Genomic DNA, 25,946 nt, shown 5'->3' on the forward strand with positions numbered 1-25,946 from the left:
GAACGACACCCATGAACCGCAACGATTTACGCCGCCTCGACATGAACCTGCTGGTGATCTTCGAGGCGCTGATGTTCGAGAAGAACCTGACCCGCGTCGCCGAAAAGCTGTTCATGGGCCAGCCGGCGGTGAGCGCGGCGCTGGGGCGCCTGCGGGATCTGTTCGATGACCCGCTGTTGATCCGTCATGGCCGCGGCATGGAGCCCACGCCGCGAGCCCTGGCGATCCTGCAGGAGCTGCAACCGGCCATGGACACGATCTCCGGCGCGGTCAGCCGGGCCAAGGCGTTCGACCCGTCCACCAGTTGCGACGTGTTTCGCATCGGTCTGTCCGACGATGCCGAATTCGGCCTGTTCCCGCCCTTGCTGAGCCAACTGCGCGAAGAGGCCCCAGGCATCATCGTGGTGGTGCGGCGGGCCAATTTCCTGTTGATGTCGTCGCTGCTGGCCAGCGGCGAAATCAGCGTCGGCGTCAGTTACACCACCGACCTGCCGGCCAATGCCAAGCGCAAGAAACTGCGGGACATCCCCTGCAAGGTCTTGCGTGGCGACAAGCGTCCGGAGCCGCTGACGCTGGATGAATACTGTTCGCGTCCCCACGCCATGGTTTCGTTCTCGGGCGACCTGAGCGGCAACATCGACCTGGACCTGGCGCGCATCGGCCGGGCCCGCAAAGTCGTGCTCGCGGTGCCGCAATTCAGCGGCTTGCGCGCACTGCTGGCCGGCACCGAGCTGATCGCCACCGTGCCGGACTACGCCGCCTGCGCGCTGGTGGAAGGTTGCGCCTTGCGCGCCGAAGACCCGCCGTTCGAGATCAATGCCGCCGAGTTGTCGATGGTCTGGAGCGGTGTGCATGACAACGACCCTGCCGAACGCTGGTTGCGCTCGCGCATCGCCACGCATATGTCCCAACCGCTGCCGGCAGCCGCCTCGACGGACCCGGCCGGAGCTCACCGATGAACACCTTTGACGAACGCCGCATGCAGGACCTGGGCTTGCTGTTCCTGCGCCTGAGTGGCGCGCTGTTTCTGCTGTGGGTCCATGGCCTGCCAAAACTTTTGAATTACAGCACCGAGCTGAGCCGCATCGAAGACCCGTTCCACCTTGGCGCCGCCCCGACACTGATATTGGCGATCTTTGCCGAAGTGCTCTGCCCGTTGCTGATCATGGCCGGCGTGCTGGTGCGCCTGGCGTGCCTGCCCATCCTGTTTCTGCTGGCGGTCGCGCTGCTGGTGGTGCACCCGCAGTGGAGCCTGGAGGAAGGGCAGTTCGGCTGGTTGCTGCTGATTGTATTTACCAGCGTGTTCATTGCCGGCCCTGGTGGCCTGGCGATCAATACGCGTTTTGCTGGAGTGCTTCGCCATGCCTGAATCTCAAACCATCAAGTCCACCGCACCGAACGCGATACCCGGTTTCGACGAAATCGTCACCCTGGTAGTCAAGCACCGGATCAAGGCTGGCCAGGACGGTGCCTATGAAGCCTGGTTGCGGCGCATCGTCAGCGTCGCCGGTCAGTGGCCCGGGCATCTGGGCGTGGACGTGGTCCGGGGCAAGCAGGGCGGGTTGTCCTTGTTTACCTGCGTGCTGCGTTTCTGCTCCACCGACGCCATGCAGCGCTGGCTCGATTCCCCCGAGCGACGCGAGCTGGTGGAAGAGGCCGCGCCGCTCTTGGCCGATGGCGACCAGACCGAAGTCGCGCCGCACAAGGAATTCTGGTTCGCCCCGCTGGCCGATGCCTCGATGCCGCCGCCGCGCTGGAAGCAATCGGTGGTGACGCTGCTGGTCATCCTGCCGCATACCTTGCTGGTGCCGTTGCTCTGGGGCCCGTTGCTGCAACTCAACGCCTTCCTGTCCAACTACGTGGTCGCGACGTTCCTGATCACCGTGACCATCGTGCTCTCGGTGGTGTACGTGTGCATGCCGCTGGCGACCCGTCTGTTCGCGCCGTGGCTGGAAGCGTCCAAGACCCACGAGCACCTGGAGCCCGGCCATGGCCAATAAAGATGACCCGACCGATCCGCTGCGCCGCCAATTACTGGCCGCCGGATCCTTGCTCAGCGCGGCGGCGGCTTTCTGGCCACGCCTGTCTCTTTCATCTTCCCATTCAGAAGGAAATCCAATGAACGCCGATCTGATTCTGTTCAATGGCCAGTTCCACACCGTCGACCGCGAGAAACCTCGTGCCAGCGCGGTTGCCATCAGCCAGGGGCGCTTCGTTGCCGTGGGCACCGACGCCGAGGCCATGGCCTTGCGCGGCAGCGGCACGCAGGTCATCGACCTCAAGAGCCGCACCGTCATTCCCGGGCTCAACGACTCGCACTTGCACTTGATCCGGGGCGGCTTGAACTACAACCTGGAGCTGCGTTGGGAAGGTGTGCCTTCCCTGGCCGACGCCTTGCGCATGCTCAAGGACCAGGCCGATCGCACGCCGACGCCGCAATGGGTACGGGTGGTGGGGGGCTGGAATGAATTCCAGTTCGCCGAAAAGCGCATGCCGACCCTGGAAGAACTCAACCAGGCGGCGCCCGATACGCCAGTGTTCGTCCTGCACCTGTATGACCGCGCCTTGCTCAATCGCGCCGCGCTGCGCGTCGCCGGTTATACCCGCGACACGCCGAACCCGCCCGGCGGCGAGATCGTTCGCGATGCCAACGGGAATCCGACCGGCATGCTGGTGGCGCGGCCCAACGCGATGATCCTGTACTCGACGCTGGCGAAAGGGCCGAAGTTGCCGCTGGAATATCAGGTCAACTCCACTCGCCAGTTCATGCGCGAACTCAATCGCCTGGGCCTGACCAGCGCCATCGACGCCGGCGGCGGTTACCAGAACTACCCGGACGACTACGAAGTCATCGAACAGCTGGCCCGCGAGCAGCAGTTGACGGTGCGCATCGCCTACAACCTGTTCACCCAGAAGCCCAAGGAAGAGCTCACCGACTTCAAGAACTGGACCGGCAGCGTCAAGCTGCACCAGGGCGATGACTTCCTGCGGCACAACGGCGCCGGGGAAATGCTGGTGTTCTCGGCGGCGGATTTCGAGGACTTCCTCGAACCGCGTCCGGACCTGCCGCCAGGCATGGAGCAGGATCTGGAGCCGGTGGTCCGCCATCTGGTTGAGCAACGCTGGCCGTTCCGCCTGCACGCCACGTATGACGAATCCATCAGCCGCATGCTCGACGTGTTCGAGAAGGTCAACCGCGACATTCCGTTCAACGGCCTGCCCTGGTTCTTCGACCACGCCGAAACCATCACGCCGAAAAACATCGAGCGTGTACGGGCGCTGGGCGGCGGTATTGCGATCCAGGATCGCATGGCCTTCCAGGGCGAATATTTTGTCGACCGCTACGGCGCCAAGGCCGCCGAAGCCACGCCGCCGATCAAGCGCATGCTCGCCGAAGGCGTACCAGTGGGCGCCGGCACCGACGCCACCCGCGTATCGAGCTACAACCCGTGGACCTCGCTGTACTGGATGGTCAGCGGTCGTACGGTTGGCGGTCTTTCCCTGCACGAAGAGGGCCTGCCACGCCTCACCGCGCTGGAACTGTTCACCCACGGTAGCGCCTGGTTCTCGTCGGAGCAGGGCAAGAAGGGCCAGATCAAGGTCGGCCAACTGGCGGACCTGGCGGCCCTGAGTGCGGACTTCTTCAGCGTCGACGAAGAAGCCATCAAATGGATCGAGTCGGTGCTGACCGTGGTAGACGGCAAGGTGGTCTACGCCGCTGGCGACTTCGAAAAACTCGGCCCGGCCAGCGTCCCGGTGCTGCCGGACTGGTCGCCGGTGGTCAAGGTCCCCGGCCATTGGCGCCCGACCTCGCCGTTGCAGGCGCAAGTGCACCAGTGCAGCGGCCCGTGCAAGGTGCATTCCCACAGCCATGAACGGGCGCGGTTGTCGAACGTGCCGGTCAGCGACTTCCAGGGTTTCTGGGGCGCGTTTGGCTGTTCGTGCTTTGCGTTCTGAGTGACATACCCGCTTCCCTCTATTCATCCAAAGGAGTCATCCCATGAGCAACGTTCCCGCCTACAACCGCCTGAACAAAGACGACGCGGTGGTCCTGCTGGTCGATCACCAGACTGGCCTGATTTCCCTGGTCCAGGATTTTTCGCCCAACGAGTTCAAGAACAACGTACTGGCGCTGGCTGACCTGGCGAAGTTCTTCGGCCTGCCAACCATCCTGACCACCAGCTTCGAACAAGGCCCCAACGGCCCGATCGTGCCGGAGCTCAAGGAAATGTTCCCGGACGCGCCGTACATTCCGCGCCCAGGCCAGATCAATGCCTGGGACAACGAAGACTTCGTCAAGGCGATCAAGGCCACCGGCCGCAAGCAACTGATCATCGCCGGCGTAGTGACCGATGTCTGCGTGGCGTTCCCGACCTTGTCGGCACTGGCTGAAGGTTTCGACGTATTTGTCGTCACCGATGCCTCGGGCACCTTCAACGAAACCGTGCAGCAAGCCGCCTGGGTGCGCATGACCGCTGCTGGCGCGCAGATGATGAACTGGTTCTCGGTGGCGTGTGAGCTGCATCGCGACTGGCGCAACGACATCGAAGGCCTGGGCAACCTGTTGTCCCAGCGCATTCCGAACTACCGCAACCTGATGAACAGCTACTCGGCGCTGACTGCCAAGTAAGTTGTCGACTGGCTGAACGATGCCCGCCGATGTGCGGGCATTTTTCTTTCTGGCCGACAACCGCAGGTTTTGTATTTGGTTTGAAATCTCCCTATAAAGGCGGTGACTGTCCACCCCTGGAATGACAATGAACCCCTTCGAAGAAATGCGCATCTTTGCCCAGGTCATGGAGTCCGGCAGTTTCACCGCCGCGGCGGACAAGCTCGGGCTGTCCAAGCAGTTCGTCAGCCGCAAGCTCATGGAACTGGAGCAGCGGCTCGGGGTGCGCCTGCTCAATCGTTCGACGCGCCGGCTAGACGTCACCCCCTTGGGCCAGCGTTACTACGAGGCGGCTCTGCGCCTGCTCAGTGAAGTCGAACAGGTGGAGCAGGGCATCAGCGGCCAGACCAGCGAGCCGCGCGGGACCATTCGGCTCAGCGCGCCGTTGTCCTTCGCCGTGGCGCACTTGGGTAGCCTGCTGCCGCTGTTTTTGCAGCGCTATCCGGGCGTCAGCGTCGAGGTGGACCTGAGCGACCGTTCGGTGGACCTGCTGGGGGAGGGCTATGACTTGGCGCTGCGGATCGGTGTGCTGGAGGATTCGACGTTGATTGCCCGGCGTATCGCCACCGTCGAGCGGGTGTACTGCGCGAGCCCGGCTTATCTGGCGCAGCGCGGGACGCCGACGCACCCTGAAGATCTGCGCAATCACGACTGCTTGCCCTACGGTCACAGCCGTCAGGTGCAATGGCGATTCGAGAGCGGTGCAAAACCGATGGCGTTGGAAGTAGCGGGGCGGATGCGGGCCAATAACGGCGACTTGCTCAGGGATGCGGCCATCGCCGGAATGGGCATTACCTACCTGCCGACGTTTATTCTCGCCGACGCGCTGAAGGATGGCCGCCTGGTCAAGGTGCTGGAGGGTTTCGAAACCGAGCCGTTGGCGCTGTCGGCGGTGTATCCGCAACATCGCCAGGGCTCCCGCCCAGTACAGGCGTTGGTTGAGTTCCTGCGCGAGCAGATGCAATAAAGGCGTAGACGCATTCAGCCGTCCTGGGACGGCTGAAGCTTAAAGGCGCTTGATCAAGCGGCCAGGTTGGCGCTGAACTCTTTCTTGTACTGGGCTTTCACGGCTTCCATCTGATTGCCCAGTTCATCGAGCTTGGCCTTGCCGAGGATTTTCTTGGCTTTAGGAAACATCTCGGTTTCTTCTTCCTCGATGTGATGCTCAAGCAGCTCCTTGACCACTTTCACGCGACCGGCAAATTCTGGCTGGGAAGGGTCGGTGTTCTTCAGGTCTGGCAGCACCAGCGAGTCCACGGTGCGGTGTTCTTCCTTGGCCTCGTAATACATCTCGGCCTCTTCCTTGTCACCCGCCGCTTTGAAGGCCGGATAGAGAATTTCTTCTTCCAGGCGTGTATGGATAGACACTTCCATTTCAAGCTTGGCCAACAGTTCGGTGCGTTTCTTGAGCGCGCGGTCGGTGGACTCGCTCAATTGGGACAGGATGCCCTTCACACGTTCATGGTCGGCTTTCAACAGGTCGATAGCGTTCATAAGTAGCTCCTGGCAATTCACGGATGCGGGCAGGCTTCAAGCGCCGACGCCGCGTACCAGGTAGATTGCATCGGCCGTGCCAGCCGAGACGCTTTAAAAAAGCTTTTATAAACAGTGAGTTAACTTCCCGCTGATTTTCGCCGTCGTGCAGGCTGCATGAGACGGGGTGAAACGGCGTTGCACTTTGCGCTGCGGTGATCGCCAAGGGCAAAAACCGTCGCAGGAGATCCTCACTGCCGATTCAAAAGACAAAAAAAATGCCCGTATCTCAGGATACGGGCATTTTTGTTCGGTGACGCTCAGGCAATCAGCCCGTCAACCCAGCCTGCTGAACCAAAGTCAGCAACGGCTGCGGGTACACGCCGAGGAAGAACGCCAGCACGGCGATGGCCAGCAGCATCACGCCGCCTGCCTTTTGTTCCCAGTGCAGCTCGGCGTCGTGGCGACGCAGGTTCGGTTCCATCAGGTACAGGGTGACCATCACGCGCAGGTAGTAGAACACGCCGATGGCACTGCCCAGCACCAGGGAGCCGACCAGCCACCATTGGTGGGCTTCGACGCCGGTGGCGATGATGTAGAACTTGCCGATGAAGCCGGCGGTCAGCGGGATGCCGGCCAGGGACAGCATCATCACGGTCAGCACGGCGGTCAGGTACGGACGGCGCCAGAACAGGCCGCGGTATTCGTACAGGGCGTCGGCGTCGCGGCCGTTGTACGGCGAGGACATCAGGGTGATCACGCCGAAGGCGCCGAGGCTGGTGATCACGTAGGTGACCAGATACACGCCGATGGCTTCCACGGCCAGGCCTTTGCTGGCGATCAGGGCGATCAGCAGGTAGCCGAAGTGGGCGATGGACGAGTAACCCAGCAAACGCTTGAGGTTGCTCTGGGTCAGCGCCAGCAGGTTACCGAACAGGATCGACGCGATGGCGATGATGGTCAGCACGTTGCTCAGCACACCGCTGCTGGCCACTGGCGAGATCTGGAACAGCCGCACCATCACTGCGAACACGGCCACTTTCGACGCGGTGGCCAGGAACGCCGCCACGGGAGCCGGGGCGCCTTCGTAGACGTCCGGGGTCCAGAGGTGGAAGGGCACCAGCGACAGCTTGAACGACAGGCCGATCAGCATCATGCCCAGGCCCAGTTGCGCGAGCGGGCTTGGCAGGCCGGTGGCCGCCAAGGCCTGGCCGATGCCGACGAAGCTCAGGGTGCCGGCTTCGGCGTAGAGCAGGGCCATGCCGAACAACAGGAACGCGGAACCGGCCGCCGACAGCACCATGTACTTGATGCCGGCTTCCAGGGAGCGCTTGTTGAAGAAGGCGTAGGCCACCAAGCCGTAGACCGGCACCGACAACAGCTCCAGGCCAATGAACAGGCTGGCCAGGTGCTGCGCGCTGACCAGGACCAGGCCACCGGCGGCGGCCATCAGGATCAGCAGGTACAGTTCTTCGCGGTTGCCTGGGTAACCCGAACCGCCATCACCCAGGTAGGCATGGGCGAGCGTAACGCAGGCGAGGGTGGCGACCAGGATCAGCGCCATATAGAGGCAGGCGAAACTGTCGATCTGGATCAGCGGCGTGACCGCCAATGGCGCGACTTTCAGGGCCGGCAGAATCGACAGCAGGGCCAGGTTCAGCCCCGCCACCGACAGCAGGAAGGTCTGCGAGTGATTGCGCCGCCAGGCGATCGCCAGCATCACCACGATGATCGTGGCGCTGGTGATCAACAGCGGCGCAAGCGCGATAAAGTGTTGAATCGTGAATTCCATAGCGCTCTTACCGGGCCGAAGCGAGTTGAGAGAAGGCGGTGCCGAGCCACTGCTGCACGCCATGCATCGTGGCGGCAGAGGTGTCGAGGAACGGTTGCGGGTAGACGCCGAGGTAAACCAGCAGCACCGCAAGGCCGAGCACCATGATCAGTTCGCGACCGTCCATGCCACGCAGCACTTCATCCGACTTGGCCGGGCCGAAGTAGGCGCGGTGGATCATGATCAGCGAGTAGACCGAACCGAACACCAGGCCGGACGTGGCGATAGCCGTGATCCATGGGGCGCTGACGAACGAGCCGATCAGGATCAGGAACTCGCCGACGAAGTTGCCGGTGCCCGGCAGGCCCAGGGAAGCGGCCGCGAAGAACAGGCTGATGGCCGGCAGGTAGGCGATGCGCGACCAGATGCCGCCCATTTCACGCATGTCGCGGGTATGCAGGCGTTCGTACAACTGACCGCTGAGGATAAACAGTGCTGCCGCCGACAGGCCGTGGGCCAACATCTGGATCACCGCGCCTTGCAGGGCGAGCTGGCTGCCGGAGTAGATGCCGATCAGCACGAAGCCCATGTGCGAGACGCTGGAGAAGGCGATCAGGCGCTTGATGTCGCTCTGGGCAAACGCCAGGAACGCACCGTAGAAAATCCCGATCAGGCCCAGGGTCATGGCAATCGGCGCGAACTCGGCCGAGGCATTCGGGAACAGCGGCAGGGCGAAGCGCAGCAGGCCGTAGGCCGCCGTCTTCAGCAGGATACCGGCCAGGTCCACGGAACCTGCGGTCGGTGCCTGGGCGTGGGCGTCGGGCAGCCAGGAGTGGAATGGAACCACTGGCAGCTTCACCGCAAACGCGATGAAGAAGCCCAGCATCAGCACGTACTCGGTGGTGCGCGACATCTGCACTTTCAACAGGTCGGCGTAGTTGAAGGTAATCACGCCGGTGTTGTTGAAGTTCACCAGCACCAGGCCAAGGATCGCCACCAACATGATCAGGCCGGAAGCCTGGGTGAAGATGAAGAACTTGGTCGCCGCGTAGATCCGGGTTTTCTTGCCGTCCGAAGAACTGTGACCCCAGAGCGCGATGAGGAAGTACATCGGCACCAGCATCATTTCCCAGAAGAAGAAGAACATGAACAGGTCCAGCGCCAGGAACACGCCGACGACACCGCCCAGGATCCACATGAGGTTCAGGTGGAAGAAGCCGACGTGACGCTGGATCTCTTTCCAGGAGCAGAGTACCGAGAGGATACCCAGCAGGCCGGTCAGCAGGATCATCAGCAGCGACAGGCCGTCGAGGGCCAGGTGCACGCTGATGCCAAAGCGCGCGATCCAGACATGCTTGAATTCAAGCGCCCAGGTCGGGTCGGCGCCAGGGGCCGGTGCAAATGAATAGTCGCCGGTCGCCCACAGCCAGAGGCCGAGCGCGAGTTCCAGGGACATGGTCAGCAGCGCAATCCAGCGCGGGAGGGTGGAGCTGGAACGCTCCGCCATCCAGCACAGCAGGCCGCCGATGAAGGGGATCAGGATTAGCCAGGGCAGAATCATGACGGGCTCGTTTCCTTTCGCAAGTTCGCAAGGTTCATATCAGACCGCTACCAGCACGATGGCGCCGATAACCAGCACGGCGCCAGCCGCCATGGAAGCCGCATACCAACGCAGTTGACCGGTCTCGGTACGGCTCAGGGCGGTGTGGCCGCCCTTGGCCATGCGCGGGATCAGGCCAATGGTCTGGTCGAGCGGGTCTTTGCGCAGAATGTGGCTGATCGCAAGGTATGGCTTGACGAACAGTTTGTCGTAGATCCAATCGAAGCCCCAGGCAGCGAACCACCAGGCCGACAGGAAACGCCCGATGCCGCTGTTGGCGATCGCGGTGACGAAGCGGCGCTTGCCGAGGAACAGCAGGGCGGCCAGCAGGATACCCGCCAGGGCGATGGCGCCCGAGGCGATTTCCAGGCTGTGCTTGGCTTCGCCGCCGGCATGGCCGACGCTTTGCGGCAGCACATCGGCCAGCGGTGGGGTGATCATGGCGCCGACGAAAGTCGACAGCACGATCAGTACCGACAGTGGCAGCCAGTGGGCGATGCCGTGGCCAGCGTGGGCTTCGGTCTTGGCTTCGCCGTGGAACGCGATGAAGATCAGGCGGAAGGTGTAGAGCGAGGTCATGAACGCACCCACCAGGCCGGCATAGAGCAGACCCTGGTTACCGCTGGCGAATGCTTCCCAGAGGATCTCGTCCTTGGAATAGAAACCTGCGGTGACCAGTGGCAGGGCCGCCAAGGCCGCGCCGCCGACGATAAAGCTGGCGTAGGCCAACGGCAGTTTCTTCCACAGGCCGCCCATCTTGAAGATGTTCTGCTCGTGGTGGCACGCAACAATCACCGCACCCGATGCCAGGAACAACAGCGCCTTGAAGAAGGCGTGGGTCATCAGGTGGAAGATCGCGCCTTCCCAGGCACCGACGCCCAGGGCCAGGAACATGTAGCCAATCTGGCTCATGGTCGAGTAGGCGAGGATGCGCTTGATGTCCGTCTGGACCAGGGCGGCAAAACCAGCCAGTACCAGGGTCACGCCGCCGACGACGCCGACCAGGTGCAGGATGTCCGGCGCCAGGGCGAACAGGCCGTGGGTACGGGCGATCAGGTAGACACCGGCGGTCACCATGGTCGCGGCGTGGATCAGTGCCGAAACCGGGGTAGGACCCGCCATCGCGTCAGCCAACCAGGTCTGCAGCGGCAGTTGCGCGGATTTACCAACGGCGCCGCCCAGCAGCATCAGGGTCGCCAGGACGATCCAGAAGTCGCCGGCCTTGAAGTGCTCCGGCGCACGTACCAGCAGTTCCTGGATGTTCAGCGTGCCCAGTTGCTGGAACAGGATGAACAGGCCGATGGCCATGAACACGTCGCCGATCCGGGTCACGATGAATGCCTTGAGCGCGGCGTTACCGTTGTTGCGGTTGCTGTAGTAGAAACCGATCAACAGGTACGAGCACAGGCCCACGCCTTCCCAGCCGAAGTACAGGAACAACAGGTTATCGCCGAGCACCAGGAACAGCATGCTGGCGATGAACAGGTTGGTGTAGGCGAAGAAGCGCGAGTAACCGGCTTCACCACGCATGTACCAGGAGGCGAACAGGTGGATCAGGAAACCCACGCCGACCACCACGCCAAGCATGGTCACCGACAGGCCGTCCAGGTAGAGGGCGAAGTTCGGCGTAAAGCCTTCCACCGCCATCCACTGCCACAGCACCTGCACGTACCGGCCACCTTCCGGTGGGGCGACGTTGAACTGCCAGATCACGTAGGCCGTGACGATGGCGGACAGGCCGATGGAGCCCACGCCAACCAGCGCCGACAGGTTTTCCGACCAGCGTCCACGGGAGAACGACAGCAGCAGGAAACCGATGAGGGGAAATACGAAAGTCAGGAAGAGAAGGTTCATCCGCGCATCTCGCTGGCAGCGTCAATATCGAGAGTGTGGAAGCGGCGGTACAGCTGCAACAGGATCGCCAGGCCGATACTGGCCTCGGCGGCCGCCAGGCTGATCACCAGGATGAACATGATCTGTCCATCCGGTTGCGCCCAGCGAGCGCCCGCGACAATGAACGCCAGGGCGGAGGCATTCATCATGACCTCCAGGCTCATCAGCACGAACAGAATGTTGCGGCGGACCATCAGGCCGACCAAACCGAGACAGAACAGGATGCCGGCAACCGCCAGACCATGCTCGAGAGGGATAGCAGGCATGTAATTACTCCTTCGCCTCGTTACGGCCCAAATGGAACGCCGTGACGACTGCGGCAAGCAGCAGCATCGAGGCGAGTTCGACCACCAGCAGGTACGGACCGAACAGGCTGATGCCCACGGCCTTGGCGTCTACGGTGGTGTGGCCGATGGCCTGGCCGCTCTGGTGGGCGAACAGCACATACAGCAGTTCACCCAGCAGCAGGGCGGCGAGAATCACCGGCCCTGCCCAGATGCCGGGCTTGAGCCAGGCGCGTTCCTGCTGGATTGCCGCAGGGCCGAGGTTGAGCATCATCACCACGAACACGAACAGCACCATGATGGCGCCGGCGTAGGCGATCACTTCCAGGGCACCGGCAAACGGTGCACCCAGGGCGAAGAAGGTCATGGCCACGGCGATCAGCGAAATGATCAGGTAGAGCAGGGCGTGCACGGGGTTGGTGTTGGTGACCACACGAAGTGTGGAGACCACCGCGATACCCGATGCGAAATAGAAAGCGAATTCCATCTTTCTTCCTTAAGGCAGCAAGCTCTTCACGTTGATCGGTTCGGCTTCGTTCTGCGCGGCGCCTTTCGGCTTACCGGCAATGGCCATACCTGCAACACGATAGAAGTTGTAATCAGGGTTTTTACCGGGACCGGAAATCAGCAAGTCTTCTTTCTCGTACACCAGGTCCTGACGCTTGAAGTCGGCCATTTCGAAATCCGGCGTGAGCTGGATCGCGGTGGTCGGGCACGCTTCCTCGCACAACCCGCAGAAAATGCAGCGCGAGAAGTTGATACGGAAGAAGTCCGGGTACCAGCGACCGTCTTCGGTCTCGGCTTTCTGCAGCGAGATGCAACCGACCGGGCACGCCACGGCGCACAGGTTGCAGGCCACGCAGCGCTCTTCGCCGTCGGGGTCGCGGGTCAGGACAATGCGCCCGCGATAACGCGGCGCCAGGTAGACCGCTTCTTCCGGGTACTGCAGGGTGTCGCGCTTGCGAAAGCCATGGCCGAAGATCATGACCAGGCTTCGCAGTTGGGTACCGGTACCCTTAACGATGTCGCCAATATATTTGAACATGGGTCAAATCCTCACTGAACCGCGGCCGCAGGCGCGTTCATCAAAACGATCGCAGCGGTCACCAGCATGTTGATCAGGGTCAGCGGCAGGCAGAACTTCCAGCTGAAATCCATCACCTGGTCGTAGCGCGGACGCGGGATCGAGGCGCGCAGCAGGACGAACAACATGATGAAGAACGCAGTTTTCAAGGCGAACCAGACGAAGGACAGTTGCGGCAGGATGCCGAACGGACCGTGCCAGCCACCGAAGAACAGCGTCACCAGCAGCGCCGAGATCAGGATGATGCCGATGTACTCACCGACGAAGAACATGCCCCATTTCATGCCGGCATATTCAATGTGGTAACCGTCGGCCAGTTCCTGTTCCGCTTCCGGCTGGTCGAAGGGGTGACGGTGAGTCACGGCCACGCCAGCGATGAAGAAGGTACAGAAACCGAAGAACTGCGGAATGATGAACCACAGGTTCTGGGCCTGGTACTCGACAATGTCGCGCATGTTGAACGAGCCGGCCTGGATCACGATGCCCATCAGCGACAGGCCCATGAACACTTCATAGGACACGGTCTGGGCCGAGGCCCGCAGGCTGCCGAGCAGGGCGAACTTGTTGTTGCTCGACCAACCGGCGAACAACACCGCATACACCGACAGGCCAGCCATGGCGAAGAAGAACAGCAGGCCGATGTTCAGGTCCGCCACGCCCCAGGTCGGGGTGATCGGGATGACCGCGAAAGCGATCAGCAAGGCGCTCATGGCCACGACCGGTGCCAGGGTGAAGATCACCTTGTCGGCAAACGGCGGGGTCCAGTCTTCCTTGAAGAACATCTTGATCATGTCGGCGGCGATCTGGAACATGCCGAACGGGCCGACGCGGTTAGGACCGTAGCGGTCCTGCCACCAGCCCAGCAGGCGACGTTCGACGAAGCTCAGCAACGCGCCGCAGACCACCACGGCCAGCAGGATCACGATGGCCTTGAGGACCGTCAGGATCACCGCGATCACTTCAGGGGTGAACCAGCTCATTGCGCTGCCTCCTGCAGACCGTCGACGGTTTTACCGAAAATCGCCGGTGGAATACCCGCCAGGCCGGCCGGCAGTGCCACCAGGCCGGCGCCCAGTTCTTCATTGATGCGCAGCGGCAAACGCAGGGTCTGGCCGGCCACGTTCAGGCTCAGCAGGGCGCCGTCATTGACGCCCAGGCGATCGGCTTCGGACTTGGCCAACGACACGTAGGCCGCCGGGATGCGTTCCTTGACCGGCTCGGCCTTGGAAGAGTTTTCTTCGCTGCCGAACAGATGATGGAACGGCACGACCTGCCAAGTACCAGGTGCCGGGTTGAAGGCGCGCGGCACGCTGGCGAACCAGCCGAGGCCATCGCCCTGGGTTTCGATCAGGCGGGTGCCCGGATCACCGGCGCGCAGGTGACCACCGACTTCGTCCTGGAACTTGTTCCAGGCTTGCGGCGAGTTCCAGCCCGGCGACCAGGCGAACGGCACTTGCGAGCGCGGTTCGGCGGAGCCCGAGTAACCTTCCATGGAGAAGGCGAACGCGGTGTCCTTGTCTTGGGAAGTACGCGGTTCGTGAACGCTGATATTGGCGCGCATCGCGGTGCGGCCCGAGTAGCGCAGCGGTTCACGGGCCAGTTTCAACCCCTTGATGCGGAACGCGGCGGACGGCGCGGCGTCGACGATGCGGTTCAGCTGCGGGCTGCTCGAGGCAACAGCGGCGGTGACGTGGTCCAGTTGCGTCCAGTCGATCGGCTGGTTCAGCAGGGTGGCGCGCAGGGCGTGCAGCCAGCGCCAGCCTTCGTGGATCAGGATGCTGGCGTCCAGGTAAGTCGGGTCGAACACCTGGAAGAAGCGCTGGGCGCGACCTTCCTGGCTGACCAGCGTACCGTCGCCTTCGGCGAAGCTCGCCGCCGGCAGCACGAGGTCGGCGCGGTCGGTGGTGGCAGTCTTCTGATGGTCAGCGACGATCACGACCTTGGCGGCGTTCAACGCGGCATCGACCTTGGCCGTGTCAGTGCGGGTGAACAGGTCGTTCTCCAGCACCACAATGGCGTCGGCGTTGCCGTCGATCACGGCTTGCAGCGCGGCGTCAACCGATTCGCCACCGAGCATCGCCAGGCCAAGGCTGTTGGCTTCCGGCACGATCAGGCTGATGGAGCCGTTCTTCTCACGCAGCTTCAGGGCCTTGGCGATGTTGGCCGCGGCTTCGATCAGCGCTTTGGAACCCAGGGAGGTGCCGGCGATGATCAGTGGGCGCTTGGCCGCCAGCAGGGCGTCGGCAATGCGTTGGGCGAGGGCGACTGCTTCGCTGTCCAGGCCTTCTACGGCCGGGGCGCTGGCGTCCAGGGCGTGGGCCACGGCGAAACCGATGCGCGCCAGGTCGTCCGGGGCGGCGTGGACGCATTCTTCGGCCACGTCGTCGAGCTTGGTTTCAGCGAGGCTGGCGATGAACAGCGGGTTCAGCGCATCCTGGCCGATGTTCTTCACGGCGGCGTCGAGCCATGGCTGGACGCGCATCGCGTCGGCCATGTCCTCGGCCTTGCCCTTGACCGACTGACGCAGGGCCAGGGCCATGCGGGCGGCGGTCTGGGTCAGGTCTTCGCCAAGGACGAACACCGCGTCGTGGTCTTCTATGTCGCGCATCGTCGGCACGGGCAGCGGGCTGTCCTTGAGCACTTGCAGCACCAGGCGAATACGTTCCAGCTCGCCGGCTTCGATGCCGCTGTAGAAGTGCTCGGCGCCAACCAGCTCACGCAGGGCGTAGTTGCTTTCCAGGCTGGCGCGAGGCGAACCGATGCCGACGATGTTGCGACCGCGCAGCAGTTCGGCGGCCTTGTCGAGGGCTTCGTCCAGGCTCAGCTTGGCGCCGCCCGCGAGCAGCGGCTGGCGTGGGCGATCCTTGCGATTGACATAGCCGTAGCCGAAACGGCCACGGTCGCACAGGAAATACTGGTTCACCGAGCCGTTGTAGCGGTTTTCGATGCGACGCAGTTCGCCGTAGCGTTCGCCGGGGCTGATGTTGCAACCGCTGGAGCAGCCATGGCAGATGCTCGGCGAGAACTGCATGTCCCACTTGCGGTTGTAGCGCTCGGAGTGCGTCTTGTCGGTGAACACACCGGTCGGGCAGACCTCGGTGAGGTTGCCGGAGAACTCGCTTTCCAGGGTGCCGTCTTCAACGCGACCGAAATACACGTTGTCGTGGGCGCCGAACACGCCCAGGTCGGTGCCGCCGGCGTAGTCCTTGTAGAAACGCACGCAACGGTAGCAGGCGATGCAGCGGTTCATTTCGTGGGAAATGAACGGGCCGAGGTCCTGGTTCTGGTGCGTGCGCTTGGTGAAGCGGTAACGGCGCTCGTTGTGGCCGGTCATCACGGTCATGTCTTGCAGGTGGCAATGACCGCCTTCTTCACAGACCGGGCAGTCGTGAGGGTGGTTGGTCATCAGCCATTCGACGACGCTGGCGCGAAACACTTTCGCTTCTTCGTCGTCGATGGAGATCCAGCTGCCGTCGGTGGCAGGGGTCATGCAGGACATGACGATCCGACCACGCTTGTCGTTTTCGTCGGTGTACTGCTTGACCGCGCACTGGCGACAAGCGCCAACGCTGCCAAGGGCGGGGTGCCAGCAGAAATAAGGAATGTCGAGGCCCAGCGACAGACACGCCTGTAACAGGTTGTCTGCGCCATCGACTTCGAGCTCTTTGCCGTCTACGTGGATAGTGGCCATGGTTCAAAGTTCTTCGTTGGCCCGGTGTCAGCGGGCGTGGCTAATGGAATCTTGTTATTCGTCCGAATCCAAACAGCCTGGGTAAAAGGCGTCATCGGACGAAAGGCGCAGGGCACGGACCCTGCGCCTTTTAAAGCGTCGTTACGCGCCGACCATGGTCGGCGTGACCACCTGGTTGAGATCGCCCGCGCGGGTGGGCGCGATGCCGGCCTCGAATTCAGGGCGGAAGTATTTGATTGCGCTGCCCAACGGCTCCACGGCACCCGGTGCGTGAGCACAGAAGGTCTTGCCTGGGCCGAGGAAACCCACCAGACCCAGCAGGGTCTCGATGTCGCCGGGCTGGCCTTCGCCGTTCTCGATGGCCATCAGCAGCTTGACGCTCCACGGCAGGCCGTCGCGGCAAGGGGTGCAGAAACCGCAGGATTCACGGGAGAAAAACTGCTCCATGTTGCGCAGCAGCGAGACCATGTTGACGCTGTCGTCCACCGCCATGGCCAGGCCAGTACCCATCCGGGTACCGACCTTGGCGATGCCGCCGGCGTACATTTGGGCGTCCAGGTGCTCCGGCAACAGGAAGCCGGTGCCGGCGCCGCCAGGCTGCCAGCACTTGAGCTTGTAGCCGTCGCGCATGCCGCCGGCGTAGTCCTCGAACAACTCGCGACCGGTGACGCCGAATGGCAATTCCCACAGGCCAGGGTTCTTGACCTTGCCGGAGAAGCCCATGAGCTTGGTGCCCATGTCTTCACTGCCGTCGCGGGCCAGGGATTTGTACCAGTCCACGCCGTCGGCAATGATTGCCGGCACGTTGCACAGGGTCTCGACGTTGTTCACGCAGGTTGGCTTGCCCCACACGCCGACGGCGGCGGGGAAGGGCGGCTTGGAGCGAGGATTGGCGCGGCGGCCTTCCAGGGAGTTGATCAACGCGGTTTCTTCACCGCAGATGTAGCGCCCGGCACCGGTGTGGACGAACAGCTCGAAGTCGAAGCCGCTGCCCAGGATGTTCTTGCCCAACAGGCCCGCGGCCTTGGCTTCTTCCACGGCACGGTTCAGGTGCTTGGCGGCGGTGGTGTATTCGCCGCGCAGGAAGATATAGCCACGGTAGGTCTTCAGCGCACGGGCGCTGATCAGCATGCCTTCGATCAGCAGATGGGGCAGTTGCTCCATCAGCATGCGGTCTTTCCAGGTGTTGGGTTCCATCTCGTCCGCGTTGCAAAGCAGGTAGCGGATGTTGATGGACTCGTCCTTGGGCATCAGGCCCCACTTCACCCCAGTGGGGAAGCCCGCACCGCCGCGGCCCTTGAGGCCGGCGTCTTTCACGGTCTGGACGATGTCGTCGGCGGCCATGTCGGCAAACGCTTTGCGCGCGGCGGCGTAGCCATTCTTCGCCTGGTATTCGTCCAGCCACACCGCTTCGCCGTCGTCACGTAGACGCCAGGTCAGGGGATGGGTTTCGGCCGAACGCTGGATGCGGTTGGCGGGCCCGAAGGAAGTCAGGGTCATACGTAGCCCTCCAGCAGTTTGGCGACGCCGTCAGGCTTAACGTCACCAAAGGTGTCGTCGTCGATCATCAGCGCGGGTGCCTTGTCACAGTTGCCCAGGCAGCACACCGGCAGCAGCGTGAAGCGGCCGTCGGCGGTGGTCTGGCCCAGGCCGATGCCCAGCTTGCTCTGGATCTCGTCGACTACCGACTCATGGCCGCCGATGTAGCAGACCATGCTGTCGCAGACGCGAATGATGTGGCGGCCTACTGGCTGGCGGAAAATCTGGCTATAGAAAGTAGCCACGCCTTCAACGTCGCTGGCCGGGATGCCGAGGATTTCGCCGATGGCGTAGAGCGCGCCATCAGGCACCCAGCCACGTTCCTTCTGGACGATCTTCAGGGCTTCAATCGACGCCGCGCGCGGGTCTTCGTAGTGATGCAGCTCGTGCTCGATGGCCGAGCGCTCGGTTTCGCTCAGGGCGAAACGGTCAGTCTGGATAAGCGTGCTGTTCATGCTTAGCGGTCCACGTCGGCCATAACGAAATCGATACTACCCAGGTACGCAATCAAGTCCGCGACCATGCTGCCTTTGATCACCGAAGGGATCTGCTGCAGGTGAGGGTAGCTTGGGGTGCGAATCCGGGTGCGGTAGCTCATGGTGCCGCCGTCGCTCGTCAGGTAATAACTGTTGATGCCCTTGGTCGCTTCGATCATCTGGAAGGATTCGTTGGCCGGCATGACCGGGCCCCACGAAACCTGCAGGAAGTGCGTGATCAAGGTCTCGATGTGTTGCAGCGTGCGCTCTTTTGGCGGCGGCGTGGTCAGCGGGTGGTCCGCCTTGTACGGGCCTTCCGGCATGTTGCGCATGCACTGGTCGATGATCTTGATGCTCTGGCGCATTTCCTCGACGCGAACCATGCAGCGGTCATAGGCATCGCCATTGGCCGCCAGCGGCACTTCGAACTCGAAGTTCTCGTAGCCGGAGTAGGGGCGCGCCTTGCGCAGGTCGAAATCCAGGCCGGTGGAGCGCAGGTTCGGGCCGGTGACGCCCCATTCCAGCGCTTCCTTGGTGTTGTAGGCGGCAACGCCGACGGTACGGCCCTTGAGGATGCTGTTCTGCAACGCAGCCTTGGTGTATTCGTCCAGGCGCTTGGGCATCCACTCGACGAAGTCCTTGACCAGCTTTTCCCAACCGCGCGGCAGGTCGTGGGCAACACCGCCGATGCGGTACCAGGCCGGGTGCAGGCGGAAACCGGTGATGGCTTCGATCACGGTGTAGGCTTTCTGGCGGTCGGTGAAGGTGAAGAACACCGGCGTCATGGCGCCCACGTCCTGGATATAGGTACCCAGGAATAGCAGGTGGCTGGTGATACGGAAGAACTCGGCCATCATGATGCGAATCACGTTGACCCGGTCCGGCACCGTGATACCCGCCAGTTTTTCCACCGACAGGACGTACGGCAGGTTGTTCATCACGCCGCCGAGGTAATCGATGCGGTCGGTGTACGGGATGTAGCTGTGCCAGGACTGGCGCTCGCCCATCTTCTCGGCGCCACGGTGGTGATAGCCGATGTCCGGGACGCAATCGACGATTTCTTCGCCGTCCAGTTGCAGGATGATGCGGAACGCACCGTGGGCCGAAGGGTGGTTCGGACCCAGGTTGAGGAACATGTAGTCCTCGTTGGCGCCGGAACGCTTCATGCCCCAGTCTTCAGGCTTGAAGCGCGCGGATTCTTCCTCGAGCTGTTGCTTGGCCAGGGTCAGGCTGTACGGGTCGAACTCGGTGGCGCGGGCCGGGAAGTCCTTGCGCAACGGGTGACCTTCCCAGGTCGGCGGCATCATGATGCGGGTCAGGTGCGGGTGGCCCGGGAAGTCGATGCCGAACATGTCCCAGACTTCACGCTCGTACCAGTTGGCGTTCGGCCAGATGCCGGTCACGGTCGGCACGCTGAGGTCGCTCTCGGACAAGGCGACCTTGATCATCACGTCACTATTACGCTCCACCGACAGCAGGTGGTAGAACACGGTGAAGTCGACGCCGTCGGGCAACCCTTGGCGCTTGGTGCGCAGGCGCTCGTCCACGCCGTGCAGGTCATAGAGCATGACGTACGGCTTGGGCAGGTTACGCAGGAATGTCAGGACTTCGATGAGTTTGGCGCGGGCAACCCAAAGCACCGGCATGCCGGTGCGGGTAGCCTGGGCGGTGAACGCCTCGGCGCCAAAACGGTTGTTCAGTTCGACGACCACATCCTGGTCGTCTGCCTTGTAAGGCGGGATGTACAGAGCACTGCCTGTAGTCATGGTTATTTATCGCTTTCGGTCAACGTAAAGAATGAAGCCAGGTTCTCGTTTCTTCTACAGAACAGAGCTGGATCAGACTTCGTCGGGGCTGCGCAGGTTTGTGACTGCGATTCGCTGTTCGCGGCGCTGTTCCTTTTGCGACGGCATGTCGGCGCGATAGACGCCTTGATCACCGACGACCCAGGACAGTGGGCGACGCTCCTGGCCGATGGATTCCTGCAGCAGCATCAAGCCTTGCAGGAACGCTTCGGGGCGGGGCGGGCAGCCGGGCACATAGACATCCACCGGGAGGAATTTATCGACTCCCTGGACCACGGAATAAATGTCGTACATGCCGCCGGAGTTGGCACAGGCGCCCATGGAAATGACCCACTTGGGTTCCAGCATCTGTTCGTACAGGCGCTGGATGATAGGGGCCATTTTCAAGAACGGCGTACCGGCGATAACCATGAAATCCGCCTGGCGCGGCGATGCCCGGATCACCTCGGCGCCAAAGCGCGCGATGTCGTGGGGCGCGGTGAAGGCAGTGGTCATTTCCACGTAGCAGCACGAAAGGCCGAAGTTGTACGGCCACAGGGAGTTCTTGCGACCCCAGTTGACCGTGCTGTTCAGCACGTCTTCGAGCTTGCCCATGAAGATGTTCTTGTGGACTTGATCTTCTAACGGATCGGAGACGGTTTCCCGCTTGCCGATCGGATATTGCTCGTTAGGAGCATCGGGGTCGATCCTGGTGAGATTGTATTGCATTGCCAAAGCCTCATTGTTTCAGCTTCGCCTGCCGCTTACGCCGAGCTTCCGGAGCCCAATCAAGCGCCCCCACCCGGTAAAGGTAGACAAGACCTGCCAACAGAATTGCTATGAAAACGAGAGCTTCGACGAATCCGGTCCAGCCGCTTTCGCGGACGGACACAGACCATGCAAAGAGAAAAAGGGCTTCGATATCGAAGATCACGAACAGCATCGCGACCAGATAGAATTTGGCTGAGAGCCGCAAGCGGGCGCCACCGGTAGGCAGCATGCCGGACTCGAACGGTTCATTCTTGCTGCGGCCCCAGGCTTTTGACCCGAGCAGGCTCGATACGCCGAGCATGAAGGCACACAGGCCGACAACGCCCAGAAGGAAAATGGCAAAGCCCCAGTTGTGGGCCATGAGTCCTGTCGCTTCGGGCATGCTGGAAATCCTTAACAGAGAGCAAAGGTCTCTGAGCTTGAAAAGAAATAACGCAGTGACGATATGTCGCAGCAATCAATCGCGGTGATTTTATGGCTAAACACCGGGCAAGTAAAATTCCAATGGCGAAATTATTTATTGGAATAAGGACATAGCGTGCCTCCGTGACCCCGCAGCCCCGGCGGGGCGGGGATTGGCTGTTAAATTCTCAATCGAATTTCTTATCGGATGTAACAATGATGATGATTCTCAAATGATAATTGTTATTGTTTGTGACGCTGTTTCCGTCGGATCTTGATGTTGTAACTGAGAACCTGCCTTGCCTCGTCGCAACTACTGCTGTTGGCGGCGGCCGTTTTACTCCTTTTCAGACTGCCCGATACTGCGTTCGATCAATTTTTTGTCGGAGCGCATCGACGAGATGTGGTGTGGCGCTCTGGCTGCCGGCTCCGTATGCAGGGCCGCTCCAGTGGGAGCCAAGCTCGCTCGCGATGTCACAGATGCGGTCCCGAGGCAGGCAGCGTTGTCGTTCGGCGCAGGTGAGTCAGGCTCCCACAGGTGCGGACTTGCTTCTATAGCGTAGGTCGCTTCAGCGAAACCGCATGGAGAAACGAGGTGGCTTTCTTTGGCTGGCTCTGCAGTGCCTTATTTGTGCTTGTCCCCCCGGTGACCCATGTCTCCGGCTGGCTATGGCAACCATAGCTCAGCCACAAAGCCGCAGGACCTTTGAATCGTAAAGACTCGGCGTATGGCATGGAGTCATCCCGTTTCTGGTGCTTCCCGTCATTCGGTTGAGATCAGTGCTTGGCGCCGGGCCATTCAAGGCAAGGTCGGTAGCACTTGCGGTGTCTTCAATATTGGCCCGAGTGCAGATTAGATAAATCAAAAAAAAGTGCGGTTTCGATGCTGCGATCAGGGCCTTTTAGAAACATCCAGTGCGGAATAATACAAGCTGGTGATAATTGTAAGTAATTTCCTACGGAATATTGAATTTTGTATGCCGGAGTGTTCCTAGGCTGTAATTTTGCGGGATATTAGAGTTGATTGTTGGATGAAGGCTGAGCGAGGCTAATGCTCGAAGGTATAAAGGTATTCTTGTTTGGCTTTCCATTCAAAATGCAAGGAAGTCTCGTATGTCGGAGAAAATAAATAATTACATAAATACAGCCCGCTCTGTTGAGATTGGCAACCCTTCTTGGGCTCTTGCACAGATATCTGGTTTGACTGATTTAAGTATTCGGCATGTCCAGCGGGGCCGGATGGAAGATCAGAATGGTCATTCCTTCATGAATATGTGTTCTTGCTCATATCTCGGCCTTGAGGTCGACGAGCGTCTGGCTCAGCGTGCGGCGGATTATGTGTTGAGCTGCGGTACGGTGAATTTACCCACCTCTCGCATCAGAATAAGATTGAAGGAGCTCGACGAGCTGGAAGACCGCTTGTCGGCGCATTTTGACTGCACAGCATTCACGGCGACGTCCTGCAGTGCGGGTATCGTTGCTTCTTTACCCCTGCTCGCAGCCGGTATGTTTACCGAGGGACAGCGGCCGTTTTTGATTTTCGATAAGCATGCCCATTTTGCCTTGAATCAGGTCAAAGCTATTTGTGGTGATGAAACTCAAGTTGTGACGTGCAACCATAATGACGTTGATTTTATCGAGGATATGTGCAAGCGATATCCACTGGTGGCTTACGTAGCTGACGGAGCCTATAGCATGGGAGGGAATGCGCCAGTTGAAAAGCTTTTGATGTTGCAGGATAAGTATGGTTTGTTTCTTTATTTTGATGACTCTCATTCCTTGAGTGCCTACGGCGAGAAAGGCGAAGGCTACGTTCGAACTTTTACGCCGGAACTGAATCCGCGAACGATATTAGTCTATTCCTTGGCAAAAGCTTTTGGAGCCAATGGTGGCGGTATTTTTATGTCCAATAAAGCTAACTACCATCAGGTCTTCAGGCGTTTTGGCGGGCCGATGTCTTACTCTCAATATGTTAATCCAGCCACAATGGGCGCGGCAATGGCCTCTCTGGATATCCATAAAACCGGTGAACTGGCCACGCTGCAAGATAGGCTCAACTCCAATATTCGGCTTTTTGACAGCGTGTTTGCTACTGATCATGCCGGGTCGCGTCTACCGATTCGGGTTATTCCACTCGAAAGCCCGGATATGGCTATAAGCGTTTCCGAGGGTGTATTCAAGCGGGGATATTATTCATCCGCCGTGTTTTTCCCTATCGTCGCAAGAAATAAATCAGGCTTGCGCGTAATGATGCGTGCCGATATGTCGTCGAGCGATATTTTGGGTTTTTGCTCCGCAGTCAAAGCCGAGATTGAAATAGCCAGTCTGCTTCCGAAATTTGCAAATATATAGAGGTCGCAATGTCTAATCTCGTCCCAAGAAGCTTGTTGTACTGCTCCGCCTTGCATCCTGAACAGTATGTAAAAAGTGCCTTGGCTGATGTCATGGTCATAGATTTAGAGGATGGCGTTCCGGCATTGCAAAAAGCCCAAGCCAGATCATGTGTGGCACAATTTTATAATTCCAGTGTTATACAGCGCACGGCCCTGCGCATTAATCCGCTGCGTGATAATCAGGGATTGCTAGATTTGCTTTTAGTGCAGTCACTTAATCATCGCCCGGAATTCATCATTATGGCTATGACCGAAGCGGCTGCTGAAATAGATGTTGTTCGGGCCAATTTGAACCGTAGCGAAGAAAGCCCCAAAATATTGGTTACGGTCGAGACGCCGGGATGTTTGCGTAATATTCATGACATTGCTTCCAGCGCTGACGGACTGATTTTTGGTTCGGCGGACTATGCGGCCAGCCTAGGTGTCACGATTGGAGGCTGGAATAATATGCTGCATGCGCGCGCGAGTATCGTGTCCGCTGGTAGCGCGGCGGGCATACCTGTATTTGACACAGCTTATTTCCAACTCGATAACGAGGCAGGCCTCCTGCAAGAATGTTGCGATGTTCGTAACATGGGTTTTAGTGGCAAGACAGCCATACATCCAAAGCAAATTCCTCTAATTAATGAAATGTTTACCCCGTCCAATGCTGAATATGAACACGCACTGGCAGTTGTGCAGGCAGCGGAGAACAGCGGCGAAAAGATTACTAAATTGAAAAATCTTATGGTTGGGCCACCGTTTGTAAAACAAGCAAAAAAAGTGATTCAGCGGGCTCACGAGTTGAGACGATAAGGAATAGTTTATGGAACCGATGGTTTTGGCTCACGACCGGATTGGTGAGAACCGATACCGCGAATCGCATGGGTTGTATTTCGAACAATTTGTGATAGGTGATGTTTTCGAGCATCGGCCCGGTCGTACCGTGACAGAGCTCGATAATATATGGCAGTCGTTAATCAATATGAATAACCATCCTGCTCATATTGATCTTGCTTATGCGCAACAAACTGAATTCCAGAAACTTCTAGTTAACAGTTCGGTTACGTTGTCAATTGTCAGCGGTATGACGGTGGCGACCATGAGCGCCCGAGCGATCGCGAATCTGGGTTGGGATGAAATTCGTTTGCCTTGTCCGGTTTATGTCGGCGACACCCTGTATGCGGAGAGTGAGATCGTTTCCAAGCGCGAGTCCCGGTCGCGACCCGGACAGGGGATTGTCACTATCAAGGTTATCGGTCGTAAGCAATGCGGAACACCAGTGATTACCTACTTACGCACATTTCTAGTTCCGAAAAAAGATGCTGCGCAAGATTATGCTATCGGGTAGGTGGTTTTTTTAAAATTTGATGAAAAACAAATAGGAATGTGTCATGACCAAGCTTGCTGTTATTACTGGTGGAAATTCAGGAATCGGTGAAGCCTGCGCATGGCGCTTTGCAAGAGAAGGATACGAGGTCATCGTTTGTGGGCGACGCCGGGAGCAGAACATAGCGTTATGTGAACGCATTCTAGACGCGGGAGGTCGAGCTTACGGCTATGAGGTTGATTTGCGCGATCCTCAGGCCCTCGGAGATTTTTTTCGAAGGGTGGCAGCTGATCACTCATCGGTGAATTGCCTTGTGAACAGTATTGGCATCGAGGGCTCTCCATTCACGCTGACTGAAGACTATTCCGACGCTGTTTTCGAGGATGTCATGGCAACCAATGTCAGGGCTCCATGGCTGTGCATGAAAGCTGTATTACCCCAAATGCGAGCCTTGGGTGCCGGCAGTATCGTCAATGTGGCTTCGCTAGCAGGTCTTCGGGCGAGTGTTACGGGTGGTTCGGTTTACTCCGCAAGCAAACATGCTTTGGTGGGGATGAGCAGGGCTGCGGCAAGGGAGTATGCGCCTTATGGCATTCGCATTAACGCAGTGTGCCCGGCGTTTGTCCGCACCCCCTTATCACAGGACATCCTGGGAGGACGTCTGGATGACGTTGGTAGCTCTCACCCATTGAATCGTATCTGCGAGGCGGAGGAGGTCGCCAGCGCGGTCTATTGGTTGAGTTCACAGGAAGCGTCGTTCATCACCGGCATCGCCATGCCTGTGGATGGAGGCACTCAGGCATGAAG

Annotated in this window: 24 protein-coding genes; 10 read left to right on the forward strand and 14 right to left on the reverse strand. The window is 60.1% G+C overall.

The window, feature by feature from the left end:
- Positions 1-11: 11 nt before the first annotated feature.
- The 6 genes from HU742_RS09010 (at position 12) to HU742_RS09035 (ending at position 5,636) form a co-directional block, all read left to right on the forward strand.
- Complete coding sequence (locus HU742_RS09010) at positions 12-959, forward strand: LysR substrate-binding domain-containing protein (RefSeq protein WP_186609342.1); 948 nt, start codon at positions 12-14, stop codon at positions 957-959.
- Positions 956-1,369, forward strand: a complete 414-nt coding sequence (locus HU742_RS09015) for a DoxX family protein (RefSeq protein ID WP_186642265.1) — start codon at positions 956-958, stop codon at positions 1,367-1,369. Before HU742_RS09010 ends, HU742_RS09015 begins: the two co-directional genes overlap by 4 nt.
- The gene (locus HU742_RS09020; RefSeq protein ID WP_186642266.1) at positions 1,362-2,000 is read left to right on the forward strand and encodes an antibiotic biosynthesis monooxygenase; all 639 of its coding nucleotides are present in this window, start codon (positions 1,362-1,364) and stop codon (positions 1,998-2,000) included. Before HU742_RS09015 ends, HU742_RS09020 begins: the two co-directional genes overlap by 8 nt.
- Positions 2,001-2,118: 118 nt before the next feature.
- Positions 2,119-3,957, forward strand: coding sequence for an amidohydrolase (locus HU742_RS09025; protein ID WP_186642931.1), 1,839 nt, complete (start codon positions 2,119-2,121; stop codon positions 3,955-3,957).
- Positions 3,958-4,000: 43 nt separating this feature from the next.
- A complete protein-coding gene (gene ycaC, locus HU742_RS09030; protein WP_030141308.1) occupies positions 4,001-4,630 on the forward strand; it encodes an isochorismate family cysteine hydrolase YcaC in 630 nt (209 codons plus the stop codon).
- Positions 4,631-4,757: 127 nt separating this feature from the next.
- Positions 4,758-5,636 carry a LysR family transcriptional regulator gene (locus HU742_RS09035; protein WP_186642267.1) on the forward strand — a complete coding sequence of 293 codons (879 nt, stop codon included), beginning with the start codon at positions 4,758-4,760 and terminating at the stop codon, positions 5,634-5,636.
- Positions 5,637-5,689: 53 nt separating this feature from the next.
- On the opposite strand, the gene HU742_RS09040 is transcribed toward HU742_RS09035, so the two are convergent.
- From HU742_RS09040 to HU742_RS09105, 14 genes are all read right to left on the reverse strand, one after another.
- Positions 5,690-6,163: a PA2171 family ribosome-binding persister protein gene (locus tag HU742_RS09040; protein ID WP_186637692.1), complete on the reverse strand. Its 474-nt coding sequence runs from the start codon at positions 6,161-6,163 to the stop codon at positions 5,690-5,692.
- 307 nt (positions 6,164-6,470) lie between these two features.
- Positions 6,471-7,934 carry an NADH-quinone oxidoreductase subunit NuoN gene (gene nuoN / locus HU742_RS09045; protein WP_186637690.1) on the reverse strand — a complete coding sequence of 488 codons (1,464 nt, stop codon included), beginning with the start codon at positions 7,932-7,934 and terminating at the stop codon, positions 6,471-6,473.
- A gap of 7 nt (positions 7,935-7,941) precedes the next feature.
- Positions 7,942-9,474 carry an NADH-quinone oxidoreductase subunit M gene (nuoM, locus tag HU742_RS09050; protein WP_186637688.1) on the reverse strand — a complete coding sequence of 511 codons (1,533 nt, stop codon included), beginning with the start codon at positions 9,472-9,474 and terminating at the stop codon, positions 7,942-7,944.
- Between the two features lie 39 nt (positions 9,475-9,513).
- Positions 9,514-11,367, reverse strand: coding sequence for an NADH-quinone oxidoreductase subunit L (nuoL, locus tag HU742_RS09055; RefSeq protein WP_186642268.1), 1,854 nt, complete (start codon positions 11,365-11,367; stop codon positions 9,514-9,516).
- On the reverse strand, positions 11,364-11,672 hold the full coding sequence (gene nuoK, locus HU742_RS09060) for an NADH-quinone oxidoreductase subunit NuoK (RefSeq protein ID WP_003180046.1): 309 nt from the start codon (positions 11,670-11,672) through the stop codon (positions 11,364-11,366). The genes nuoL and nuoK overlap by 4 nt, the downstream gene beginning before the upstream one ends.
- Positions 11,673-11,676: 4 nt before the next feature.
- The gene (gene nuoJ, locus HU742_RS09065) at positions 11,677-12,177 is read right to left on the reverse strand and encodes an NADH-quinone oxidoreductase subunit J (protein ID WP_186609331.1); all 501 of its coding nucleotides are present in this window, start codon (positions 12,175-12,177) and stop codon (positions 11,677-11,679) included.
- A gap of 9 nt (positions 12,178-12,186) precedes the next feature.
- Entirely contained in the window at positions 12,187-12,735 is a 549-nt protein-coding gene (gene nuoI, locus HU742_RS09070) for an NADH-quinone oxidoreductase subunit NuoI (RefSeq protein ID WP_072392816.1), read from the reverse strand.
- A gap of 11 nt (positions 12,736-12,746) precedes the next feature.
- Positions 12,747-13,754, reverse strand: coding sequence for an NADH-quinone oxidoreductase subunit NuoH (gene nuoH, locus HU742_RS09075; protein WP_186609329.1), 1,008 nt, complete (start codon positions 13,752-13,754; stop codon positions 12,747-12,749).
- Positions 13,751-16,465 (reverse strand): NADH-quinone oxidoreductase subunit NuoG, encoded by a 2,715-nt coding sequence (gene nuoG, locus HU742_RS09080; RefSeq protein ID WP_186642269.1) that lies wholly within the window; start codon positions 16,463-16,465, stop codon positions 13,751-13,753. Before nuoG ends, nuoH begins: the two co-directional genes overlap by 4 nt.
- A gap of 141 nt (positions 16,466-16,606) precedes the next feature.
- Positions 16,607-17,965, reverse strand: coding sequence for an NADH-quinone oxidoreductase subunit NuoF (gene nuoF / locus HU742_RS09085; RefSeq protein ID WP_186642270.1), 1,359 nt, complete (start codon positions 17,963-17,965; stop codon positions 16,607-16,609).
- Positions 17,962-18,459 carry an NADH-quinone oxidoreductase subunit NuoE gene (gene nuoE / locus HU742_RS09090; protein WP_186637683.1) on the reverse strand — a complete coding sequence of 166 codons (498 nt, stop codon included), beginning with the start codon at positions 18,457-18,459 and terminating at the stop codon, positions 17,962-17,964. Before nuoE ends, nuoF begins: the two co-directional genes overlap by 4 nt.
- Positions 18,460-18,461: 2 nt before the next feature.
- Positions 18,462-20,246 (reverse strand): NADH-quinone oxidoreductase subunit C/D, encoded by a 1,785-nt coding sequence (nuoC, locus tag HU742_RS09095; RefSeq protein WP_186642271.1) that lies wholly within the window; start codon positions 20,244-20,246, stop codon positions 18,462-18,464.
- Between the two features lie 72 nt (positions 20,247-20,318).
- Complete coding sequence (locus HU742_RS09100; protein WP_186609323.1) at positions 20,319-20,993, reverse strand: NuoB/complex I 20 kDa subunit family protein; 675 nt, start codon at positions 20,991-20,993, stop codon at positions 20,319-20,321.
- Between the two features lie 10 nt (positions 20,994-21,003).
- Positions 21,004-21,417 (reverse strand): NADH-quinone oxidoreductase subunit A, encoded by a 414-nt coding sequence (locus HU742_RS09105; protein ID WP_030141323.1) that lies wholly within the window; start codon positions 21,415-21,417, stop codon positions 21,004-21,006.
- Between the two features lie 1,133 nt (positions 21,418-22,550).
- Here HU742_RS09105 and HU742_RS09110 point away from each other — a divergent pair.
- From HU742_RS09110 to HU742_RS09125, 4 genes are read left to right on the forward strand one after another with little or no spacing between them, the layout of a single operon-like run.
- Positions 22,551-23,789, forward strand: a complete 1,239-nt coding sequence (locus HU742_RS09110; RefSeq protein WP_186642272.1) for an aminotransferase class I/II-fold pyridoxal phosphate-dependent enzyme — start codon at positions 22,551-22,553, stop codon at positions 23,787-23,789.
- Positions 23,790-23,797: 8 nt separating this feature from the next.
- Complete coding sequence (locus HU742_RS09115) at positions 23,798-24,625, forward strand: HpcH/HpaI aldolase/citrate lyase family protein (protein ID WP_186642273.1); 828 nt, start codon at positions 23,798-23,800, stop codon at positions 24,623-24,625.
- A gap of 10 nt (positions 24,626-24,635) precedes the next feature.
- Positions 24,636-25,160: a MaoC family dehydratase gene (locus HU742_RS09120; protein WP_186642274.1), complete on the forward strand. Its 525-nt coding sequence runs from the start codon at positions 24,636-24,638 to the stop codon at positions 25,158-25,160.
- Between the two features lie 43 nt (positions 25,161-25,203).
- Complete coding sequence (locus HU742_RS09125; protein ID WP_186642275.1) at positions 25,204-25,944, forward strand: SDR family NAD(P)-dependent oxidoreductase; 741 nt, start codon at positions 25,204-25,206, stop codon at positions 25,942-25,944.
- The last annotated feature ends 2 nt before the right edge of the window (positions 25,945-25,946 follow it).

Origin of the sequence: Pseudomonas marvdashtae (assembly GCF_014268655.2) — a bacterium.
In the GTDB taxonomy this organism is placed as follows: Bacteria; Pseudomonadota; Gammaproteobacteria; order Pseudomonadales; family Pseudomonadaceae; genus Aquipseudomonas; species Aquipseudomonas marvdashtae.

Coding starts and splice junctions, on each gene's coding strand:
- HU742_RS09010 (WP_186609342.1), top strand. CDS start 12: ATGAACCGCAACGATTTACGCCGCCTCGACATGAACCTGCTGGTGATC.
- HU742_RS09015 (WP_186642265.1), top strand. CDS start 956: ATGAACACCTTTGACGAACGCCGCATGCAGGACCTGGGCTTGCTGTTC.
- HU742_RS09020 (WP_186642266.1), top strand. CDS start 1,362: ATGCCTGAATCTCAAACCATCAAGTCCACCGCACCGAACGCGATACCC.
- HU742_RS09025 (WP_186642931.1), top strand. CDS start 2,119: ATGAACGCCGATCTGATTCTGTTCAATGGCCAGTTCCACACCGTCGAC.
- ycaC (WP_030141308.1), top strand. CDS start 4,001: ATGAGCAACGTTCCCGCCTACAACCGCCTGAACAAAGACGACGCGGTG.
- HU742_RS09035 (WP_186642267.1), top strand. CDS start 4,758: ATGAACCCCTTCGAAGAAATGCGCATCTTTGCCCAGGTCATGGAGTCC.
- HU742_RS09040 (WP_186637692.1), bottom strand. CDS start 6,163: ATGAACGCTATCGACCTGTTGAAAGCCGACCATGAACGTGTGAAGGGC.
- nuoN (WP_186637690.1), bottom strand. CDS start 7,934: ATGGAATTCACGATTCAACACTTTATCGCGCTTGCGCCGCTGTTGATC.
- nuoM (WP_186637688.1), bottom strand. CDS start 9,474: ATGATTCTGCCCTGGCTAATCCTGATCCCCTTCATCGGCGGCCTGCTG.
- nuoL (WP_186642268.1), bottom strand. CDS start 11,367: ATGAACCTTCTCTTCCTGACTTTCGTATTTCCCCTCATCGGTTTCCTG.
- nuoK (WP_003180046.1), bottom strand. CDS start 11,672: ATGCCTGCTATCCCTCTCGAGCATGGTCTGGCGGTTGCCGGCATCCTG.
- nuoJ (WP_186609331.1), bottom strand. CDS start 12,177: ATGGAATTCGCTTTCTATTTCGCATCGGGTATCGCGGTGGTCTCCACA.
- nuoI (WP_072392816.1), bottom strand. CDS start 12,735: ATGTTCAAATATATTGGCGACATCGTTAAGGGTACCGGTACCCAACTG.
- nuoH (WP_186609329.1), bottom strand. CDS start 13,754: ATGAGCTGGTTCACCCCTGAAGTGATCGCGGTGATCCTGACGGTCCTC.
- nuoG (WP_186642269.1), bottom strand. CDS start 16,465: ATGGCCACTATCCACGTAGACGGCAAAGAGCTCGAAGTCGATGGCGCA.
- nuoF (WP_186642270.1), bottom strand. CDS start 17,965: ATGACCCTGACTTCCTTCGGGCCCGCCAACCGCATCCAGCGTTCGGCC.
- nuoE (WP_186637683.1), bottom strand. CDS start 18,459: ATGAACAGCACGCTTATCCAGACTGACCGTTTCGCCCTGAGCGAAACC.
- nuoC (WP_186642271.1), bottom strand. CDS start 20,246: ATGACTACAGGCAGTGCTCTGTACATCCCGCCTTACAAGGCAGACGAC.
- HU742_RS09100 (WP_186609323.1), bottom strand. CDS start 20,993: ATGCAATACAATCTCACCAGGATCGACCCCGATGCTCCTAACGAGCAA.
- HU742_RS09105 (WP_030141323.1), bottom strand. CDS start 21,417: ATGCCCGAAGCGACAGGACTCATGGCCCACAACTGGGGCTTTGCCATT.
- HU742_RS09110 (WP_186642272.1), top strand. CDS start 22,551: ATGTCGGAGAAAATAAATAATTACATAAATACAGCCCGCTCTGTTGAG.
- HU742_RS09115 (WP_186642273.1), top strand. CDS start 23,798: ATGTCTAATCTCGTCCCAAGAAGCTTGTTGTACTGCTCCGCCTTGCAT.
- HU742_RS09120 (WP_186642274.1), top strand. CDS start 24,636: ATGGAACCGATGGTTTTGGCTCACGACCGGATTGGTGAGAACCGATAC.
- HU742_RS09125 (WP_186642275.1), top strand. CDS start 25,204: ATGACCAAGCTTGCTGTTATTACTGGTGGAAATTCAGGAATCGGTGAA.